We start from the raw sequence: 19606 nt of genomic DNA, 5'->3' as shown, positions 1-19606 counted from the left end.
GGGAGAATGGACATGCCGATTTCACTTTACGACGCCTTCGTGCCCGGCACGCGGCAGATCCTGGGTTCGGTGCAGGCACTGCTGGAAAAAGCCGAAGCCTGGTGCGCCGAACAGGGCTGCGGCGAGGCGGGGATCGTGAACGCAAGCCTGCATGAATCGATGTTGCCCTTCAGCTTCCAGATCAAGTCGGTGGCGAAGCACAGCTTCGGCGCAATCGAAGGCGTGCGGGCCGGCACGCTGGATGCCATGAGCGGCGCGATGCCGGGGGACTTCGCCGGCATGAAGGCGCTGCTGGCGAAGGCGGCCGAAGGGCTGGCCGCCGTGACGCCCGAGGAAATGGAAGGCTTGATCGGCCGGGACATGGCCTTCACGCTGCCGGGCATGACGCTGCCCTTCACGGCGGAGAATTTCCTTCTGTCCTTCGCGCAGCCGAACTTCTATTTTCATGCGACCACGGCCTATGCGATCATGCGGGCGAAAGGCGTGGGGGTCGGCAAGCGCGATTTCCTTGGCCAGCTCAGGCTGAAGATGTGAGGGCGCCCCCGAATGCCGGGCTGAAGGCGCCACTGATCTTCGTGGCGGCGCTGGTGGCCGGGATCAGCTACGTCTTCAGTTGGGCCATTCCCCTGCCGGACTGGGCGGCGATCGCCTGGAAGGGAGCGGGCGTCGGCCTGCTGGCGACCTGGGCGAGCCGCCAGGGCACCGGCACGGACCACAGGCTGCTGGCGACCGTGCTGGTCCTGGGCGCGACGGCGGACATGGTGCTGGAACTGCATTTCATGGCCGGGGCCGCGATCTTCGCGCTGGGGCATGTGGTGGCGATCCCGCTTTACCTGCGCAACCGGCGGCCCGGCGTGGGCGCAAGGGACGTGGCGCTGGCGGCAGCGTTCCTGGCCGGAACCGTGGCGCTGGCCTTCCATCTGGCGAGCCCGGACTGGGCGCCGGCGGTTGCCGTCTACACGCTGTTCCTGGCCGCGATGGCGGCCTGTGCGCTGATGTCCCGCTTTGCGCTTGCGGCGGCAGGTGCGCTGCTGTTCGTGCTGAGCGACCTGCTGATCTTCGCGCGGATGGATCTGATCGCCAATGTCGGCTGGGCGGACCTGGCCATCTGGGCCACCTATTTCGGCGGCCAGGCCCTGATCGCCTGGGGCGTGGCCTCGGCGTTGGCCGTGCCCCGGCTTGACTCCGGCGCCACCCGACACTAGTTCCGCCGCCCATCCCACACGCGAGGGGAAACCTTCCGGTGCCCGGCCACAGTCGGGCTTACCTTCGCGGCGGACCAACCGGTTAGGAGAAAAGACCATGACGGCACAAGACGTGTCGATGCAGGCGCTGCTGGAAGCTGGCGCCCATTTCGGCCACCAGACCCACCGCTGGAATCCGAAGATGAAGCCCTACATCTTCGGCGAGCGCAACGGCGTTCACATTCTCGATCTGTCGCAGACGGTGCCGCTGTTCGCGCGCGCGCTGGATTTCGTGCGCGCCACCTCGGCCGCTGGCGGCAAGGTGCTGTTCGTCGGCACGAAGCGCCAGGCGCAGGAGCCGATCGCGGAAGCCGCCCGTCGTTCGGGCCAGCATTATGTCAACCACCGCTGGCTGGGCGGCATGCTGACGAACTGGAAGACGATCTCGGCCTCGATCAAGCGTTTCAAGACGCTTGAGGAGCAGCTTTCGGGCGACACGCACGGCTTCACCAAGAAGGAAGTGCTGAAGATGACCCGGGAGCGCGACAAGTTCGAAGCCTCGCTGGGCGGCATCCGCGACATGAACGGCCTGCCCGATCTGATGTTCGTGGTGGACGTGAACAAGGAAGATCTGGCGATCAAGGAAGCCAATGTGCTTGGCATTCCGGTGATCGCGATCCTGGATTCCAACTGCGATCCCGCCAACATCGCCTTCCCGGTTCCGGGCAATGACGATGCGAGCCGCGCCATCCAGCTGTATTGCAATGCCGTGGCCGATGCGATCCTGAGCGGCAAGCAGGGCCGCATGGCCGACCAGGGCGTCGATCTGGGCGCGATGGCCGAGCCCGAGCTGGATCCGGCGCTGACGGCCTGACGGTCCGGCGGGTTTTTACCCGCCGTGTCATCAAACTGACGTTCGGGGGTTGCACGAAGCCGTGCAGCCCCCTGAACCCTTAAGAGCAGATTTCGAAAGAGAAGAGGAGCCGAAGATGGCCAACATTACCGCCGCCCTCGTCAAGGAACTCCGCGACCTGACCGGCGCGGGCATGATGGACGCCAAGAAGGCGCTCGTCGAAGTGGAAGGCGAAATCGAGAAGGCGATCGACTGGCTGCGCGCCAAGGGTCTGGCCGCCGCCGCCAAGAAGGCGAGCCGCACGGCCGCCGAAGGGCTGGTGGGCGTGGCCGTTTCCGGCAACCGCGGCGCAGTCGTGGAAGTGAACGCCGAAACCGACTTCGTCGCCAAGAACGCGCAGTTCCAGGACTTCGTGAAGGAAGTCGCCCAGGTCGCGCTCGCCAGGGGCGAGAAGGTGGAAGATCTGCTGGCGGCGCCCTATCCCGCCGGCGGCGGCACCGTGCAGGACGTGCTGACGCACAACATCGCAACCATCGGCGAACAGCAGGTTCTGCGCCGTGCCGAGGTGGTTGAAGCGACCGGCGTGGTGGCCTCCTACATCCACAACGCTGCGGCCCCGGGCCTGGGCAAGATCGGCGTGCTTGTCGCCATCGACAGCGACATTGCCGACAAGGACGCGCTGATGACGATCGGCAAGCAGATCGCCATGCATGTGGCGGCCGCCAACCCGCTGGCGCTTTCGATCGAGCATATCGATCCGGCCCTGCTGGAGCGCGAGCGCGCGATCGCGGCCGAGAAGGCCGCCGGTTCGGGCAAGCCAGCCGACATCATCGAGCGCATGGTGGATGGCGCGGTGAAGAAGTTCGCCGGCGAACAGGCGCTGCTGAGCCAGGTGTTCGTGATCGACGGCAAGTCGAAGGTGGGCGATTTCATCGCCACCGAAGCCAAGCGTCTGTCGGGCAACCTGCTGGTGGCCAAGTTCATCCGCTTCCAGCTGGGCGAAGGCATCGAGAAGGCCGAGAGCGATTTCGCGGCCGAAGTGGCTGCCGCCGCCGGCGTCGCCTGATTCCGCGCTGAATTGATCGGGGCGCATCCGGGTTGCCGGGTGCGCCCTTTTCATGTCCGCCGCACGTCGCTAAGCGGGGACAGTTCCAACAGACAGGCTGTTCATGTCCTCCACGCCTCACAAGCGAATCCTCCTGAAGCTTTCGGGCGAGGCTGCCATGGGCGACCAGGCGTTCGGCATCGATCCCGTGACCGTGCAGCGCGTCGCGGGCGAGGTGAAGGCGGCCAAGGACCAGGGCCTGGAGCTCTGCCTGGTGATTGGCGGCGGCAACATCTTCCGCGGCATGGCGGGCGCCGCCAAGGGCATGGACCGGGCAACGGCCGATTACATGGGCATGCTGGCGACCGTGATGAACGCGCTGGCGATGCAGGACGCGCTGGAGCAGCTGGGCGTGGAAACGCGGGTGATGTCGGCCATTCCGATGGCGGCCGTATGCGAACCCTATATCCGCCGCCGGGCCGAACGGCATCTGGAAAAGGGCCGGGTGGTGATCTTTGCCGCCGGCACCGGCAGCCCCTATTTCACCACCGACAGCGGCGCGGCGCTGCGCGCGGCGGAAATGAAGTGCGATGCCCTGTTCAAGGGAACATCGGTGGACGGCGTGTACGACAGCGACCCCAAGACGAACCCCGGCGCGACGCGCTATGAACGGATCGGCTTCGACAAGGTGCTGGCGGACAATCTGAAGGTGATGGATGCGGCGGCGATCGCGCTGTGCCGCGACAACCGCATCCCGATCGTGGTGTTCAATATCCGGGAAGAGGGAAATCTGGCCCGGGTGCTTGCCGGCGACGGCGTTTCGACCGTCGTTGGCGGGCAGGACTGATCCAAGGGGAGTATCATGGCTGAATTCGACGCCAACGCAACCAAGGCCGATCTCGACCGCCGCATGAAGGGCGCTGTCGAGACGCTGAAGAGTGACCTGGGCGGCCTGAGGACCGGCCGCGCCTCGACCACGCTGCTCGATCCGGTGCAGGTGGAAGTCTATGGCGCGAACATGCCGCTGAACCAGGTGGCGACGGTGACGGCGCCCGAGCCGCGGATGCTGGCGGTTCAGGTGTGGGATCGTTCGAACGTGCAGATGGTGGAAAAGGCGATCCGTTCCGCCGGGCTGGGCCTGAACCCGGTGACGGAAGGCCAGACGCTGCGCCTGCCCATCCCCGACCTGACGGAAGAACGCCGCAAGGAACTGGCGAAGCTGGCGACGCAATATGCCGAAAAGGCGCGGGTCGCGATCCGCAACGTGCGCCGGGACGGCAACGACGTGCTGAAGACGGCCGAGAAGAAGGGCCAGATCAGCCAGGACGAGCAGAAGCGCCTGGAGGGCGAGGTGCAGAAGCTGACCGACAAGGCCATCGCCGAAGTGGACGCCGCAGCAACCGCCAAGGAGAAGGAAATCCTTGGCAAGTGAAATGGTTCAATCCCGTGCGTCCGGCCCAGCCGGCGGGTGAGGCCGCGAGCGGCCCCGCCGACGAAGCCGGGCCCGTGCCCGGCGGGCCGCGCCATGTGGCCATCATCATGGACGGCAACGGCCGCTGGGCGAAGGCGCGACGTCTGCCGCGCGTGGCGGGGCACCGGGCCGGGGTGGATGCCGTGCGGCGCATCGTGCGCGCCGCCCCGCGCATGGGAATCGAGACGCTGACCCTCTACGCCTTCAGTTCGGAGAACTGGCGGCGGCCGGCGGACGAGGTTTCCGACCTGATGAGCCTGCTGCGGCATCATCTGCTGGCCGAACTGGAAGAGCTGGATTCGGCGGGTGCGCGGTTGAGCCTGATCGGCGACTGGCGGGCGATGAAGCCCGATGTCGTCGAGCGGCTGGAAAATGCGATCGAATCGACGCGCGGCAACAGCCGGTTCCGGTTGGTGGTCGCGCTGAACTATGGCGGTCAGGATGAGATCGTCCGCGCCGCACGGGCTCTGGCGGCCCGCACCACACGGGGTGAGATCGCCGCGGACGACATCACCGCAGAGATGATCGATGCGGAGCTGGACACGGCCGACCTGCCGCCCGTCGACCTCATCATCCGTTCGTCCGGGGAGCAACGGCTGTCCAACTTCCTGCTGTGGCAGGCCGCCTATGCCGAAATGTGGTTCACCCCCGTGTTGTGGCCCGATTTCGACGAGTCTGTCCTGAAAGAGGCCATTCAGGCCTTTGCCCAGCGCGAGCGCCGTTATGGCGGACGCTGAGAACGGCGCGCGCGCGGCGGGCGCTTCCAACCTGAAATCCCGCGTGATCGTGGGAGCCTTTCTGGCCGTGGTCGCCGTGGCCGACATCTGGGTTGGCGGGCCGGCCTTCACGCTGATGATCGCAGCCGGCGTGGGGCTGGTGCTGTGGGAATGGGGCGGAATGCACGGCACGCCGCAGCCCTGGCGGATCGCGGGGCTGGCGGCGCTGGCGGCAGCCTGTGCGCTGGCGCACATGGGCCGGCCTGTGCCGGCGCTCCTGCTGTTGCTTGGGGCGGTTCTGGCGCTGCTGCTGCTGTCCACCCTGCTGCGGGCTGGCGGCAAGCGCTGGATTTCGACCGGGCTTGCCTATGCCGGCCTGCCGGCGGTTTCGCTGATCTGGCTGAGGAACCAGCCGGACGGTTTCGCGCTGGTGATGTGGACGATGGGCCTTGTCTGGGCAACGGACATCCTGGCCTATTTCGCCGGGCGGGCGATCGGCGGGCCGAAGATCTGGCCCGCGATCAGCCCCAACAAGACCTGGGCCGGCCTGCTGGGCGGCATGGCCGGGGCCGGCGCCTTTTCGGTGCTGTTCGCCCATTTCGCCGGCTGGCCGCAGGCGTTGCCGCTGATGGCGTTGCTGGGCGCCGGGCTGGCCGTTGTGGCCCAGGCGGGGGACTTTTTCGAAAGCTGGCTGAAACGGCGCGCCGGGGTGAAGGATTCGGGAACACTGCTGCGGGCGCACGGCGGGATCATGGACCGGGTGGACGGGCTGGTGCCGGTGGCCTGCGTGGTGGCGCTGTGGGCCGGCCTGCAGCAGCCGGCCGACTATGTGATGAGGGTGACGGAGATGCTGGCTTGAAGCGGCTGACGATACTTGGCGCGACCGGCTCTGTCGGGGCGTCCACGCTGGATCTCGTGGCGCGCAATCCGGATCGCTTTGCCGTGGCGGCGCTGACAGCCGGGCAGGACTGGCGGCGTCTGGCCGAACTGGCGCGCACCTTCCGGCCCGCTCATGTGGTGATTGCCGACGAGTCTGCATACGCCGATCTGTCGGCCGCGCTGGCCGGGGAACCTGTGACCGTTTCCGCCGGCGCCGACGCACTGGCCGCCGTGGCGCGGGAGCCAGCCGACCTTGCAGTTGCCGCGATCGTGGGCGCGGCCGGGCTGCCGCCGACGCTGGCTGCGGTGGAGGCAGGCATTCCGGTGGCGCTGGCCAACAAGGAGGCGCTGGTGTGCGCCGGCGGGCTGATGACGGCGGCCGCCGAGCGGACGGGCGCAGCGCTGCTGCCCATCGACAGCGAACACAACGCGATCTTCCAGGTGCTGGAGGACAGATCACGCGTGAGCCGGATCGTGCTGACGGCGTCGGGCGGGCCATTCCGCCAGATGCCGCGCGAGGCGATGGCAAGCGTGACGCCCGCGCAGGCGGTGAAGCATCCCACCTGGTCCATGGGGGCCAAGATCTCCATCGATTCGGCGACCCTGATGAACAAGGGGCTTGAGCTGATCGAAGCCTATCATCTGTTCGGCGTGCGGGCGGAACAGCTGGGCGTGCTGGTGCATCCGCAGAGCCTGGTTCACGGGCTGGTCGAATATGTGGACGGATCCGTTCTGGCCCAGCTGGGGCCGGCGGACATGCGGGTGCCGATCGCCCATGCGCTGGCCTGGCCGGAACGCATCGCGACCCCGGTGGAGCGCCTGGATCTGGCGAAGATCGGCCGGCTGGACTTCGAGGAAGCGGATCGTGTGCGATTCCCGGCCCTTGCGCTCGCCGAAGCCGCGCTGGCCGAAGGACAGTGCAGGCCCTGTGTGCTGAACGCCGCCAACGAGGTGGCGGTGGCCGCCTTCCTGGAAGGCCGGATCGGGTTCCTGGACATTGCCGCCGTGGTGGCCGACACGCTGGAGTCGCTGGAGACCCGCTGCCCGGCGAATCTGGACGACGTATTCGAGACCGACCGGCGGGCGCGGGCGCATGCACAACAATATGTTACGCGCGTGAAACAGGCTTCATTTGCGGGCCACCGGGCGGCCGGATAGACAGGCGACATGGAAACGCTCGCCAGCCCCGGTATTTTGTTCACGCTTGCCATCTTTGCGCTTGTCATCGGCGTTCTCGTGTTCGTGCACGAGTTCGGCCATTATGGCGTGGCGCGCCTGTTCGGCATCAAGGTGGAAGCCTTCGCCGTGGGGTTCGGCAAGGAGATTGTCGGCTGGACGGACAGGCACGGCACCCGATGGAAGCTTGGCTGGATCCCGATGGGAGGCTATGCCAAATTCGCAGGTGACGCCAACGCGGCGAGCCAGCCGGACTTCTCTCTGGATGCGGAACTGCCGCCCGAGGAGCGGGCAAACCTGTTCCACAACCGGCCGCTGTGGCAGCGTTCGCTGGTGGTGGCGGCGGGCCCGGCCATCAACTTCCTGTTCGCGATCCTGATCTTCGCCGCCTTCTTCATGACCTATGGCCACCAGATCACGCCGGCCGTGGTGGGCAAGGTGGTGGACGGCACGCCGGCCGCCGCCGCCGGCCTGAAGCAAGGCGACCGCATCCTGAGCATCGACGGGCAGGGCGTGGACCGGTTCGAGGATGTGAGCCGGATCGTCGCCATCAATCCCGGCACGCCGATCGAGATCCAGGTCGAGCGTGATGGCCAGCCCCTCTCGCTGGATGCGAAGCCCCGCATCGTGACCGAGGTGGACCGCTTCGGAAATACCTATCAGCGTGGCCAGCTCGGCCTGATGTCGGGTGAACTGGTCGTCGTGCGGCACGGGCCGGTGCAGGCGCTGCGCTGGGCGATGGTGGAAACCTGGGCGACCGTGCGCATGATGTGGGACACGATGGCCCAGGTGGTCACGGGTCGCCGCCCGCTGGACGATCTGGGCGGACCGGTGAAGATCGCGCAGTTTTCCGGGCAGAGCGCGACGCTGGGGCTGCCGGCCCTCATCGGCTTCATCGCGCTCATCTCGATAAACCTCGGGTTCATCAACCTGCTGCCAATCCCGATGCTGGACGGCGGGCATCTGTTCCTCTACGCGCTTGAGGGTGTCCGGCGTCGGCCGCTTCATCCCAAGGTACAGGAATGGGCGTTCATGTCGGGATTCGCGCTGCTGATGTCGCTGATGCTGGTGCTTACATGGAACGACCTTCGGTCGGTCGGGGTGTGGGACCGCATCGCCAGCGTCATCGGCTGACCAGGCAGGAAACCAGGGATCACGTGACGATCAATGTGGCGGCGGCGGGCCACGGCCTTGCCAAGTTAACCAAATCCAGCCGTTCCAGCTGTCTGCCGTTCCTTCTTATCGGAACGGCGCTGGTGGCGCCGTCCGCCGCGTTCGGACAGGCTGTTCCGCCCGGGCAGGCGCCCGTGCAGGCCGCGCCGGCCGCGGAACCCGCGGCTGCCGCCCCGGCGGCGGAGGTGCGGCGGATCCGTTCGGTGAACGTCGTGGGCAACGAGCGTCTGGAGCCTGATACCGTCAGGTCCTATGTGGAATTGCGCCCGGGCGAGGTTTATGATCGGGTGCTGCTGGATCGCGCGCTGAAGGACCTGTTCGCGACCGAATTGTTCGCCGACGTGCAGATCCGCGACGATGGCGACGGCAATATCACGATCGACGTGCGTGAAAATCCGGTGATCAACCGCGTGATCATCGAAGGCGCCAAGCGCGTGAAGGAAGACAAGATCCGCGAGGAGATCAAGGTGGCGCCCCGCCAGATCTTCACGCGCAGCCGGGCGCGGGCCGATGTGGCGCGCATCCTGGAACTGTATCGCCGGGGCGGGCGCTTCGCCGCCAGGGTCGAGCCCAAGATCGTCCAGCTGGAGCAGAACCGCGTCGATCTGATCTTCGAGATTTCCGAAGGTGCGAAATCGAAGGTCCGGCAGATCAACATCATCGGCAACGAACAGTTTTCCGACAAGGAACTGCGCGAGGAAATGGTGACGCGGCAGGCGCGGCCGCTGCGCATGTTCACGTCCAACGATACCTATGATCCCGACCGTCTGGCCTATGACCAGCAGAAGCTCCGGCAATTCTACCTGACGCAGGGTTTTGCGGATTTCCGCGTGGTCTCGTCTGTGGCGGAGCTGACCCCGGACCGGCGCGACTTCATCGTGACCTATGTGATCGAGGAAGGCGAGCGCTACAAGTTCGGGAAGGTGGATCTGGAAAGTCAGATCCGCGACGTGAAGGCCGACGCCTTCAAGGCGCTCATCCCCATGAAGGAGGGGGACTGGTATAATGCCAAGATGGTGGAAGACACCATCGACGGCCTGACGGAATCCGTCGGCCTGCTGGGCTATGCCTTCGCTGATGTCCGCCCCAATTTCGACCGGGACAAGGACAAGAAGGAGATGGGGATCACCTTCGTGATCAACGAAGCGCCCCGTGTCTATGTCGAGAGCGTGACGATCAACGGCAACACCCGCACCCGGGACGAGGTGATCCGGCGGGAATTCCGGCTTGCCGAAGGCGACGCCTTCAACTCTGTGAAGGTGAAGCGCTCCCGCGACCGGATCCAGAGCCTGGGCTTCTTCCAGGAAAAGCTGGAAGTGAAGCAGAACCCCGGCACCGCGCCCGACAAGGTGGCGCTGCAGGTGGATGTGGAAGAACGACCGACGGGGTCATTGCAGCTCTCGGCCGGCTTCTCGTCGATCGAACGCTTCATCTTCAGCTTCTCCATCGAGGAGCGGAACTTCCGCGGCCGGGCGCAGCAACTGCGGCTGAGCGCGAATATCAGCTCCTATTCGAGGTCGATCGAGCTGGGCTTCACCGAGCCCTATCTGTTCGATCGCAACCTCGCGCTGGGCTTTGATGTGTTTCGGCGGGATTACAACAGCTTCACCTTCAACACGAACGGTGATCGCTCGACCACCTACGAACAGACCACGACCGGCTTCCAGATCCGTGCCGGCACGGCGATCACCGAATACTGGTCGGCGCAGATGCGCTATGGCTTCTCGGTCGATGACGTGGGGCTGGACCAGGCGACCTATTACACCAACGGCGTCTGCGATCCGCTGAAGGCCGGCCGTTACCTGTGCGAGGCGGTGGGCCGGAACACGGTTTCGTCGATCGGCTACAGCCTGGTGAACGACACACTGGACAACCGGATGCGGCCGTCGCGCGGGCAGCGGTTCATCCTGAGCCAGGATTTCGCCGGGCTTGGCGGTTCGGTGAAGTATCTGCGCACGCGGGTGAACTATGACCGCTACTGGCGACTGCCGGCGAACTTCATCCTGAACATCGGCGGCGAGGCCGGAAACATCTTCGGCTGGGGCGGCGAGGACGTCCGTCTTGTGGACCGCTTCTATCTGGGTGAGCCGCGGTTCCGCGGCTTCGGCATCCGCGGCGTGGGCCCGCGGATCATCCGCAAGAGCTACAACAAGGTGACCGATACGGTCGATACCAACAAGGACAACTGGTTCAGCGACGCAGTCGGTGGACAGAGCTATTATCTGGGCCGGGTGGAAGTGGAAGTTCCGCTTGGATCCGGCGGGCGCGAACTGGGCCTGCGGCCTTCCGTGTTCGTGGATGTCGGCGCCCTGTGGGACGTGACCTTCCCCGACCTCTACACCAAGGCCGACAACATCGTGGAGCAGGCCTGCGACGCCAACGGCCAGAACTGCGTGGACTACACGACGCCCGGCTTCATCGAGGAAGCCTATGGCAACAGCGCCAGTCCGCGCGTTTCAATCGGCGTGGGCGTTTCGTGGAATTCACCCTTCGGTCCCTTCCGCTTTGACCTTGCGAAAGCGCTGAAGAAGGTGGAAGGCGACGAGACGCAGATCTTCCAGTTCAATGTAGGAACCCAATTCTGATGACGACGTTTCTGAAGACCGTGACGGCCGCACTTCTGATCGGAGCCGCTGCTGTTCCGGCTGCTGCCCAGCAGCTGTCGCCGCCGGTGATCATGATTGTGGACATGGACCGGGTGGTGAACGAGAGCGCCGCCGGCAAGCAGGCCGCGACCGACCTGCAGGCGAAGGCCCAGCAACTGGCCACCCGCCGCACCACGCTGGCTGGCCAGCTGCAATCCGAAGCCCAGGCCATCGGGCAGGGCCAGCAGAACAAGACGCTGGCGGGCCCGGCGCTGGAGCAGCGCGTGAAGGCCTTCCAGGACAAGGAAAACGCGGCCAACCAGGAACTGGCGCGCGGCCAGGAGGAACTGGCCCGTTCGCGGCAGTATGTGATCCAGCAGATTTCCACCGCTTCGGATCCGATCATCACGCAGATCATGCGGGAGCGCGGCGCCTCGATCGCGCTGCAGAAGGGCGCGACCCTTCAGCACACCGCTTCGCTGGAAGTCACCAACGACGTGATCGGCCGGCTGAACACCAGCCTGCCCAAGGTTTCGGTGACGCCGCCGGCCCCGACCGCGCCGGCCGCGCCGCGCAACTGAGGCGGGGCTGACGACCTTGGAGATCGGCGGCATTCTCGCGCGGCTTCCGCACCGGTTCCCCATGCTTCTTGTGGACCGGGTGGAGGCGCTGGTGCCCAATGAGCGCATCACCGCCGTAAAGGCGGTGACGTTCAACGAGCCCTTCTTCCAGGGCCATTTCCCCGGCCGCCCGATCATGCCGGGCGTTCTGATCGTGGAGGCGCTGGCCCAGGCCGCCGGCGTCCTCGCGATCGACAGCCTGGGGCTGCAGGGCACGGGCAAGCTCGTCTATTTCATGGCGATCGAGGACGCGAAGTTCCGCAAGCCTGTGGAGCCTGGTTGCCTGCTGAAGCTGGAGGCAGAGTTCATCCAGCGCCGCGCGACTGTGTGCAAGTTCGCCGGACGGGCGCTGGTGGATGGTGTGCTGGCGGCGGAAGCGCGCTTCACCGCGATGATCGCGGACCCGCCGGCCTGATCGTCGGGCTGCCGGATCCGGGCGCTGCCCGGTCCGGCGTCGGTTCCAGTTTCAGTCGATGCGCCTGCGCTTGCCGCTGCTGCGGCGGACAAGCATGATGGCCGCCGTTGCCAGGCCGAGTGCGGCGATCCCGTTCGGGGTCAGGATCAAGGCGGCGACTGCGTCAATGGTGTCCAGCACGACTCGACTCCTCTGCCTGTGTTGCAATGCAGCATATACGGCATCTGTAAGTCAATCACGTGCAGGAATGCGCGGAAATGTGCCCGGCGCGCGATGAATCAGGCCAGATCGGCTGGCCTGTTGATATTGCGCAAGCCCGGAAGGGGAACTGGCCTCGCCCCCAGCCCGGCGGCGAGCCGGCGGATCGATACCGCGCCTTCCGTCAGCGCAACGCCCTCTATTCGTGGAAGAAGCCCGACGGGCCAAAGGCCCAGCAACCATTGATCCTGCGCCACGGCCGGCGCGGGGGAGAGCCGGGCGACCGTGTCCGGCGGGATACCGAGCAGGTCGCAGGGCGCGAGCAGAACGGCTTCGAACCCGTGCAGGCGGGCATGCTGCAGTGCGGCGCAAAGACCGCCGACGGGGCCCAGGCCGGGAACGGGCTGGTCCGTGAGCATCGGCAGCCCGTTCCAGCTCCGTCCGCACAGGACAAGGTCGTCTGTCTGCGGCGTCAAAGCCTGCGCGACATGGGCGATGAGCGGCCTTCCCTGATACCGCGCAAGGGCCTTGTCGCTGCCGAAGCGGCTCGATTTGCCACCCGCGAGGATCGCAGCAAGGATTCGCCCGGGGGTCAGGCGGTTTCCTCGAACAGTTCGCGGCCGATCAGGTAGCGGCGGATTTCGGAGGTGCCGGCGCCGATTTCATACAGCTTCGCGTCGCGCAGAAGGCGGCCGGCCGGATAATCGTTGATATAACCGTTTCCGCCCAGTGCCTGGATTGCTTCCAGCGCCATCCAGGTGGCCTTTTCCGCCGAATAGAGGATGGCACCCGCGGCATCCTTGCGGGCGGTCTCTCCCCGGTCGCAGGCTTCAGCCACCGCATAGACATAGGCGCGCGCCGTGCTGAAGGCGACATACATGTCGGCGATCTTGCCCTGCATCAGCTGGAACTGACCGATCGGCTGGCCGAACTGCCTGCGATCATGGACATAGGGCAGCACGAGATCGAGGCAGGCCTGCATGATGCCCAGCGGCCCGCCGCACAGCACGACGCGCTCGTAATCGAGGCCGGACATCAGCACCTGCGCGCCCCGTCCTTCCGCGCCCAGCACATTCCCGAAGGGGACTTCGCAATCCTCGAAGATCAGCTCGCAGGTGTCGGAGCCGCGCATCCCCAGCTTGTCGAGCTTCTGCGCGGTGGAGAAGCCCTTCATGCCGCGTTCGATCAGGAAGGCGGTGATTCCGCGCGGCCCGGCTTCGGGGTCAGTCTTGCCATAGACGACCAGCGTGTCCGCGTGGGGGCCGTTGGTGATCCAGAACTTGTTGCCGTTCAGCACATAGCGGTCGTTCCGCTTTTCCGCGCGCAGCCGCATCGAGACGACATCGGAGCCAGCGCCCGGCTCCGACATGGCGAGGCTGCCGACATGTTCGCCCGAGATCAGTTTCGGCAGATATCTGGCCTTCTGTTCTGCCGTGCCCCAGCGCGCGATCTGGTTGATGCACAGGTTGGAGTGCGCGCCGTAGGACAGGCCGATGGAGGCGGAGGCGCGGCTGATTTCCTCCACCGCGATCACATGGGCGAGATAGCCGAGCCCGGCGCCGCCATCCGCTTCGGGAACGGTGATTCCGTGAAGCCCGAGCGCGCCGAGTTTCGGCCAGAGATCGCGCGGGAATATGTTCGTCCGGTCGATCTCGTCCGCGCGGGGGGCGATTTCGGCATCGGCGAAGGCCCGCACGCTGTCGCGCAGCATCTGGAGTTCGGGGCCGTGGTTGAAGCGGAGCATGGGAATGGTCATGGCATGTGTCTAGCGATTTGCGGGCCGCAATGCCATTCATCGCGCGTTCGGCAACGGGCCGTTAGCCGGCGGAAGGGCAAAGGGGAGACGGCATGTCGGGGCTTGGCAGGCTTTGCGGCGGAACAGGGCGGCGCGTGGCGCTGGCCCTCGCTCTGCTGGCACCGGTTTCAGCCTGCGCCCCGGATGATGCCCGGAAAGACCCTTGCGCCAGAGCCCGGCCCTGCCAGGGGAAGCAGCCCCCGCCGATCCTTTACTGAGGCCTGCTTAGGGGAGGGCCCTTCACGAATCGGCGCGCACCAGCGTGACCAGCAGCGCCCCTTCCTGAACCTGCCCGCCGACGGTTGCGGAGACGGCTTCGACCCGCGCATCGAACGGTGCCGTCAGCCGGTGCTCCATCTTCATCGCTTCCAGCACGGCGAGCCTGTCGCCGGCCTGCACGCTGTCTCCGGCCTTGACGAACAGACCGATGAGCTTGCCCGGCATGGGGGCGACGATCTGACCGTCGGACGGGCCGGCGGCGGAGTGGCCGGCCCAGGCGGGGTTTTCGAAGAAGAAGCGCCAGGTCAGGCCCTTCAGCCGGGCCTCGACCCCGCCTTCGATGGAAATGATTGCGGCCTGGCGGCTGGGCGCCAGGAGCGCGCCTTCCAGCCGGATGCCGTCCGGGCCGACGGCATGGCGATATTCGGTGCCGTCCTCGCCCCACAGGGCGGCCGGGCTGACGGGCGGCAGGTTCAGCCGGAACGGGCGCGCGAAGTGACCGTCTGCGGCGGATGGCGCGCGGGCGGCCGCCGCCGCCGCGATGACAGCCGGCGGTGGCGTCTGATGCGCGAACAGGCCGGATTCATGGGTGGCGATGAATCCAGTGTCCACCTCTGCCGCCACGAATGCGGGATGCGCCGCAAGCCGGGCGAGGAAGCCGCGGTTGGTGGTGACGCCTTCAACCACGGTCCGGTCCAGCGCGCTGACCAGTTGCGCCAGCGCCTCCTCTCTGCTGGAGGCGTGCGTGATCAGCTTGGCGATCATCGGATCATAATGAACGGTCACCTCGCCGCCCTGTTCCACCCCGGTGTCGATGCGGGCGCCTTCCCCGAAGACCAGCCGGGTGAGGGTGCCGGTGGAGGGCAGAAAGCCCTTGTCCGGGTTTTCGGCATAGAGCCGCGCTTCCACCGCATGGCCGTGGCATTCGATGGCATCCTGCATCAGCGGCAGCATTTCCCCGCGCGCGACGCGGATCTGCCATTCCACCAGATCCTGGCCCGTGATCGCCTCTGTCACGGGATGTTCCACCTGCAGGCGGGTGTTCATTTCCATGAAGTAGAATTTCGGGTCGCCGTTCTCGTCGCGATCGTCCATGTCGAGGATGAACTCGACCGTGCCGGCGTTCTCATAGCCGATGGCATGGCCGGCGGTGACGGCGGCGACGCCCAGCACATGGCGCAGTTCATCCGACAGGCCCGGCGCGGGCGCTTCCTCGATCACCTTCTGGTGGCGGCGCTGCAGCGAACAGTCCCGCTCGAACAGGTGGACGACATTGCCGTGCCGATCCCCGAAGATCTGCACTTCCACATGCCGGGGCCGGGCGATCAGCTTTTCCAGCATCACACCATCGTTGCCGAAGGCGGCGGCCGCCTCGCGCTTGGCGGCCAGCAGCGCCTCGGTGAACTCGGCTTTCGTGTTCACGGGCCGCATGCCCTTGCCGCCGCCGCCCGCGACCGCCTTGATGAGCAGCGGATAGCCGATCATCTCGGCCATGCGCTCCAGCCGGGGCAGGGACTGGTCATCGCCCATGTAGCCGGGCGTCACCGGCACGCCGGCGGCCTTCATCTTGGTTTTCGCGCTGTCCTTCAGGCCCATCACCCGGATCGCCTGATCCGAGGGGCCGACGAAGATCAGGCCCGCCTTGCGCACAGCCTCGGCAAAGTCGGCATTCTCACTGAGGAAGCCATAGCCGGGGTGGACGGCATCCGCGCCGGTTTCCTTCGCGGCGGCCAGGATCTTTTCCGGCAGCAGATAGGAGTCACGCGCCGGGGCCGGGCCGATGGCCACGGCTTCGTCGGCCATGCGCACATGGGGGGCGTTCGCGTCAGCCTCCGAATAGACGGCAACGGTGGTGATGCCCATGCGCCTTGCGGTGCGGATGATGCGGCAGGCGATCTCGCCCCGGTTGGCGATCAGCAACTTCTTCATTTGGGGGCCCATTCGGGTTTGCGCTTCTCAAGGAAGGCGGCGAGGCCTTCATGGCCTTCGGCGGAGGCGCGGCGCGCGGCGATCCGTTCGGCGGTGTCGGCGCGCAGGGAATAGCTGATGGTGGCGTCCGCCACGTCGCGGATCAGCGCCTTGGCGTCGGCGATGGCGCCGGGCGCGCCAAGCAGCAGGTTTTGGAACCAGCCTTCGGCCAGCGCTTCCACATCCTCGCCCACGGCGTGGACGAGGCCCATGGCCTGCGCCTGTTCCGCGCCGAAGCTCTCGGCAGTCAGGAACCAGCGCCGCGCCTGCGATGCCCCGATCTTCGCGACCACGAAGGGCGAGATGGTGGCCGGCGTGAGGCCGAGACGCACTTCGGAGAGGCGGAACTGCGCGTCGGGCTTCGCCACGACGATATCGGCGCAGGCCGCGAGCCCGACCCCGCCGCCGAACACATTGCCGTGCACGCTGGCGATCACCGGCTTGGGGCAATCGTTGATCGTCGCCAGCATGTCGGAGAGACGCATGGCGTCAGCCCGGTTCTCCTCCTCACCCAGTGTCGCCTGCTCGCGCATCCATCGGGCGTCGGCGCCCGCGCAGAAGCTGGGACCATGGCCGGACAGCAGGATGGCGCGCACAGCGGCATCCGCGCCCAGCGCCGCGAAGGTGCGGGTGAGTTCGAGGATGGTCGCGGCGTCGAAGGCATTGTGCTTCTCGGGCCGGTTCAGCGTGACGCGGGCGAGGCCGCGCGGGTCTGTTGTGATCTCCAGCATGGTCACATCCGGAACAGGCCGAAGCGGGTTTCGGGGACGGGGGCGTTCAGCGCCGCCGCGAGGCTCAGCGCGATCACCGTGCGCGTGTCCTCCGGCGCGATGATGCCGTCGTCCCACAGGCGGGCGCTGGCGTAATAGGGATTGCCTTGGCGTTCATATTGCTCGCGGATGGGGGCCTTGAAGGCTTCCTCCTCCTTCTTGCTGGCGAAGCCGCCGGATTTCACCGTGGCCAGCACGCTGGCCGCCTGTTCGCCGCCCATCACGCTGATGCGGGCGTTGGGCCACATCCACAGGAAGCGGGGGGAATAGGCCCGGCCGCACATGCCGTAATTGCCAGCCCCGAAACTGCCGCCGATCACGATGGTGATCTTGGGCACGGCGGCCGTCGCCACCGCCGTCACCAGCTTGGCGCCATGCTTGGCGATGCCTTCATTCTCGTAACTCTTGCCGACCATGAAGCCGGAGATGTTCTGCAGGAAGATCAGCGGGATCTTCCGCTGGCAGCACAGCTCGATGAAGTGCGCGCCCTTCTGGGCGCTTTCCGAGAACAGGATGCCGTTGTTGGCGATGATGCCGACCAGAAGCCCTTCGACATGGGCGAAGCCCGTCACCAGCGTGGCGCCATAGAGCGGCTTGAATTCGTCGAAGCGGCTGCCGTCCACCAGACGGGCGATGATCTCGTGGACGTCGACCGGGTGGCGGGTATCGGCCGGCACAAGCGCATGCAAATCATCCGCCGGGAATTTCGGCGGCTCCGACGGGCTGCGCGCGGGGGTTTCGCCGGGCGGCACCGTGGCGAGCGCGTCGCGCACCAGTTGCAGGGCGTGGGCGTCATCTTCCGCCAGATGATCGACGACACCCGACAGACGGGCATGGACATCGCCGCCGCCCAGATCCTCTGCCGTCACTTCCTCGCCCGTGGCGGCCTTCACCAGCGGCGGGCCGCCCAGGAAGATGGTGCCCTGGTTCTTCACGATGATGGACTGATCCGCCATCGCCGGCACATAGGCGCCCCCGGCCGTGCAGCTGCCCATCACCGCCGCGATCTGGGCGATGCCGCGCGCGGACATGTTGGCCTGGTTGAAGAAGATGCGGCCGAAATGCTCGCGATCTGGGAACACTTCGTCCTGGCGGGGCAGGTTGGCGCCGCCCGAATCGACGAGATAGATGCAGGGCAGCCGGTTCTCGGCCGCGATTTCCTGCGCGCGCAGATGCTTCTTCACGCTCAGCGGATAATAGGTGCCGCCCTTCACGGTGGCGTCGTTCGCCACGATCATCGCAAGCCGGCCGGAAACCTGGCCCACGCCTGCGATCAGGCCGGCGGCCGGCACGTCTTCGCCATAGACATCCTGTGCGGCGAACTGGCCGATTTCCAGAAAGGCGGTGCCGGGATCGAGCAGCCGTTCCACCCGTTCGCGGGGCAGCAGCTTGCCGCGCGCCACATGGCGCTGCCGGGCGGATTCCGGGCCGCCAAGCGCGATTCCGGCGGCTTTCGCGCGCAGTTCCGCGACAAGCGCCGCCATCTGGGCCCTGTTCGCATCGCTTTCGGCGCCCGATGGCACCTGGGTTCCAATCACTGGCATGGCAACCTGTTAGAGCGGATTGACGACATTCGCAAAGCGAGGCGCGGGCGGCCGGGCGGCCGAACTTGCCTTTTCACCGCAGGGCCGCTATGCGCGCCGCCTTTCCCGGCTGGTCGGAACCAGCCACGTCACGAAGGATTTTCGCAGATGGCCAAGGCTGGCATTCACCCCGATTATCACACCATCAAGGTGCAGATGACGGACGGCACCGTGTTCGAAACCCGCTCCACCTGGGGCAAGGAAGGCGACACGCTGGCGCTGGACATCGACCCGAAGAGCCACCCGGCCTGGACCGGCGGCGCCGCGAAGCTGCAGGACGGCGGCCGTGTCGCCAAGTTCAACAAGCGCTTCGGCGGGCTGACCAGCCTGAAGAAGTAAGCCTTCGGGCATTGCCGAAAACGGCCGCGCGGGAACCCCCGCGCGGCCGTTTTCGCATGTCTGCGCTTGCGTTGGTCGGCCGCAGGGCCGAAAATCCGCCCTTCAGGAGGAATGGGGCGGATGGGGCTGAAGGAAAAACTGGCCGGACTGGCCCGGCACGAAGGTGTCTGGGATGGCAGCTATCGCCATTACGATGATGCGGGAAAGCTGGTGGACGAACATCGCAGCCGGGTGCTGTGCTGCTTTCCCGAAGACGGCGACCACCCCTATGTACAGACCAACATCTATGACTGGGCCGATGGGCGTTCGCAGCGGATGGACCTGCCGGCGAGCTTCCGCGACGGCCGCCTGTGGTGGGAAAATCCCCTGATCACGGGCTGGGCGACCGAGCTGCCGATGGACGACAAGGGGCGGACCATGGTGCTTTACTGGCAGCGCGCCGACGATCCGGATCTCTATGTGTACGAAATGATCCAGATTTCCGATTGCGGAAAGAAGCGCGCGCGGACCTGGCAATGGATCCGCAACGGCGAACTGGTGGCGCGCACCGCCATCGAGGAGAGGCTGGTTTCGCGCGACTGGCAGCGGGCCCAGGCGCGCAAGGCGGCCTGAGCCCC

Annotated in this window: 21 protein-coding genes; 15 read left to right on the top strand and 6 right to left on the bottom strand. The window is 66.4% G+C overall.

Annotated features, from left to right (window positions below; translation table 11 throughout):
* Window positions 1–12 precede the first annotated feature (12 nt).
* The 13 genes from ACW9TV_RS00560 to fabZ all read left to right on the top strand — a co-directional run bounded on the left by ACW9TV_RS00560 (window position 13) and on the right by fabZ (window position 12117).
* Window positions 13–534 carry a DUF1993 domain-containing protein gene (locus tag ACW9TV_RS00560; protein ID WP_494303935.1) on the top strand — a complete coding sequence of 174 codons (522 nt, stop codon included), beginning with the start codon at window positions 13–15 and terminating at the stop codon, window positions 532–534.
* Window positions 531–1205: a lysoplasmalogenase family protein gene (locus ACW9TV_RS00555; protein WP_494303934.1), complete on the top strand. Its 675-nt coding sequence runs from the start codon at window positions 531–533 to the stop codon at window positions 1203–1205. Before ACW9TV_RS00560 ends, ACW9TV_RS00555 begins: the two co-directional genes overlap by 4 nt.
* 97 nt (window positions 1206–1302) lie before the next feature.
* Complete coding sequence (rpsB, locus tag ACW9TV_RS00550) at window positions 1303–2058, top strand: 30S ribosomal protein S2 (protein ID WP_494303933.1); 756 nt, start codon at window positions 1303–1305, stop codon at window positions 2056–2058.
* A 115-nt stretch (window positions 2059–2173) separates the two neighbouring features.
* Entirely contained in the window at window positions 2174–3103 is a 930-nt protein-coding gene (gene tsf, locus ACW9TV_RS00545) for a translation elongation factor Ts (RefSeq protein WP_494303932.1), read from the top strand.
* A gap of 103 nt (window positions 3104–3206) precedes the next feature.
* Window positions 3207–3929 (top strand): UMP kinase, encoded by a 723-nt coding sequence (gene pyrH, locus ACW9TV_RS00540; protein ID WP_494303931.1) that lies wholly within the window; start codon window positions 3207–3209, stop codon window positions 3927–3929.
* A 15-nt stretch (window positions 3930–3944) separates the two neighbouring features.
* Window positions 3945–4514, top strand: a complete 570-nt coding sequence (gene frr, locus ACW9TV_RS00535; protein WP_494303930.1) for a ribosome recycling factor — start codon at window positions 3945–3947, stop codon at window positions 4512–4514.
* Window positions 4515–4621: 107 nt separating this feature from the next.
* Window positions 4622–5290, top strand: a complete 669-nt coding sequence (gene uppS / locus ACW9TV_RS00530) for a polyprenyl diphosphate synthase (RefSeq protein ID WP_494305105.1) — start codon at window positions 4622–4624, stop codon at window positions 5288–5290.
* The gene (locus ACW9TV_RS00525) at window positions 5277–6128 is read left to right on the top strand and encodes a phosphatidate cytidylyltransferase (protein ID WP_494303929.1); all 852 of its coding nucleotides are present in this window, start codon (window positions 5277–5279) and stop codon (window positions 6126–6128) included. Before uppS ends, ACW9TV_RS00525 begins: the two co-directional genes overlap by 14 nt.
* Window positions 6125–7306 (top strand): 1-deoxy-D-xylulose-5-phosphate reductoisomerase, encoded by a 1182-nt coding sequence (locus ACW9TV_RS00520; RefSeq protein ID WP_494303928.1) that lies wholly within the window; start codon window positions 6125–6127, stop codon window positions 7304–7306. Before ACW9TV_RS00525 ends, ACW9TV_RS00520 begins: the two co-directional genes overlap by 4 nt.
* Window positions 7307–7315: 9 nt before the next feature.
* Window positions 7316–8458: an RIP metalloprotease RseP gene (gene rseP, locus ACW9TV_RS00515; protein WP_494303927.1), complete on the top strand. Its 1143-nt coding sequence runs from the start codon at window positions 7316–7318 to the stop codon at window positions 8456–8458.
* 92 nt (window positions 8459–8550) lie between these two features.
* On the top strand, window positions 8551–11082 hold the full coding sequence (gene bamA, locus ACW9TV_RS00510; RefSeq protein ID WP_494305104.1) for an outer membrane protein assembly factor BamA: 2532 nt from the start codon (window positions 8551–8553) through the stop codon (window positions 11080–11082).
* Window positions 11082–11663, top strand: coding sequence for an OmpH/Skp family outer membrane protein (locus ACW9TV_RS00505; RefSeq protein WP_494303926.1), 582 nt, complete (start codon window positions 11082–11084; stop codon window positions 11661–11663). Before bamA ends, ACW9TV_RS00505 begins: the two co-directional genes overlap by 1 nt.
* 61 nt (window positions 11664–11724) lie before the next feature.
* Complete coding sequence (gene fabZ, locus ACW9TV_RS00500; protein ID WP_494303925.1) at window positions 11725–12117, top strand: 3-hydroxyacyl-ACP dehydratase FabZ; 393 nt, start codon at window positions 11725–11727, stop codon at window positions 12115–12117.
* Between the two features lie 51 nt (window positions 12118–12168).
* Here fabZ and ACW9TV_RS00495 read toward each other — a convergent pair whose 3' ends face one another.
* The 6 genes from ACW9TV_RS00495 to ACW9TV_RS00470 form a co-directional block, all read right to left on the bottom strand.
* Window positions 12169–12297 (bottom strand): hypothetical protein, encoded by a 129-nt coding sequence (locus ACW9TV_RS00495; protein WP_494303924.1) that lies wholly within the window; start codon window positions 12295–12297, stop codon window positions 12169–12171.
* 98 nt (window positions 12298–12395) lie between these two features.
* Complete coding sequence (gene mobA / locus ACW9TV_RS00490) at window positions 12396–12884, bottom strand: molybdenum cofactor guanylyltransferase (protein ID WP_494305103.1); 489 nt, start codon at window positions 12882–12884, stop codon at window positions 12396–12398.
* A 23-nt stretch (window positions 12885–12907) separates the two neighbouring features.
* Window positions 12908–14059, bottom strand: coding sequence for an isovaleryl-CoA dehydrogenase (locus ACW9TV_RS00485; RefSeq protein ID WP_494305102.1), 1152 nt, complete (start codon window positions 14057–14059; stop codon window positions 12908–12910).
* A gap of 291 nt (window positions 14060–14350) precedes the next feature.
* Entirely contained in the window at window positions 14351–16258 is a 1908-nt protein-coding gene (locus tag ACW9TV_RS00480; RefSeq protein WP_494303923.1) for an acetyl/propionyl/methylcrotonyl-CoA carboxylase subunit alpha, read from the bottom strand.
* A complete protein-coding gene (locus ACW9TV_RS00475; RefSeq protein WP_494303922.1) occupies window positions 16255–17028 on the bottom strand; it encodes an enoyl-CoA hydratase-related protein in 774 nt (257 codons plus the stop codon). Before ACW9TV_RS00475 ends, ACW9TV_RS00480 begins: the two co-directional genes overlap by 4 nt.
* 2 nt (window positions 17029–17030) lie before the next feature.
* On the bottom strand, window positions 17031–18611 hold the full coding sequence (locus ACW9TV_RS00470) for a carboxyl transferase domain-containing protein (protein WP_494303921.1): 1581 nt from the start codon (window positions 18609–18611) through the stop codon (window positions 17031–17033).
* Window positions 18612–18758: 147 nt separating this feature from the next.
* Here ACW9TV_RS00470 and rpmE point away from each other — a divergent pair, with 147 nt between their 5' ends.
* Both rpmE and ACW9TV_RS00460 read left to right on the top strand, forming a co-directional pair.
* Window positions 18759–18989, top strand: a complete 231-nt coding sequence (gene rpmE, locus ACW9TV_RS00465; RefSeq protein WP_374387323.1) for a 50S ribosomal protein L31 — start codon at window positions 18759–18761, stop codon at window positions 18987–18989.
* 120 nt (window positions 18990–19109) lie between these two features.
* Window positions 19110–19601, top strand: coding sequence for a DUF3598 domain-containing protein (locus ACW9TV_RS00460; RefSeq protein WP_494303920.1), 492 nt, complete (start codon window positions 19110–19112; stop codon window positions 19599–19601).
* The last annotated feature ends 5 nt before the right edge of the window (window positions 19602–19606 follow it).

Source organism: Sandaracinobacter sp. T42 (genome assembly GCF_059115405.1).
Note: the sequence above shows the minus strand (reverse complement) of the source record. Positions and strands in the feature narration are given on the sequence as shown.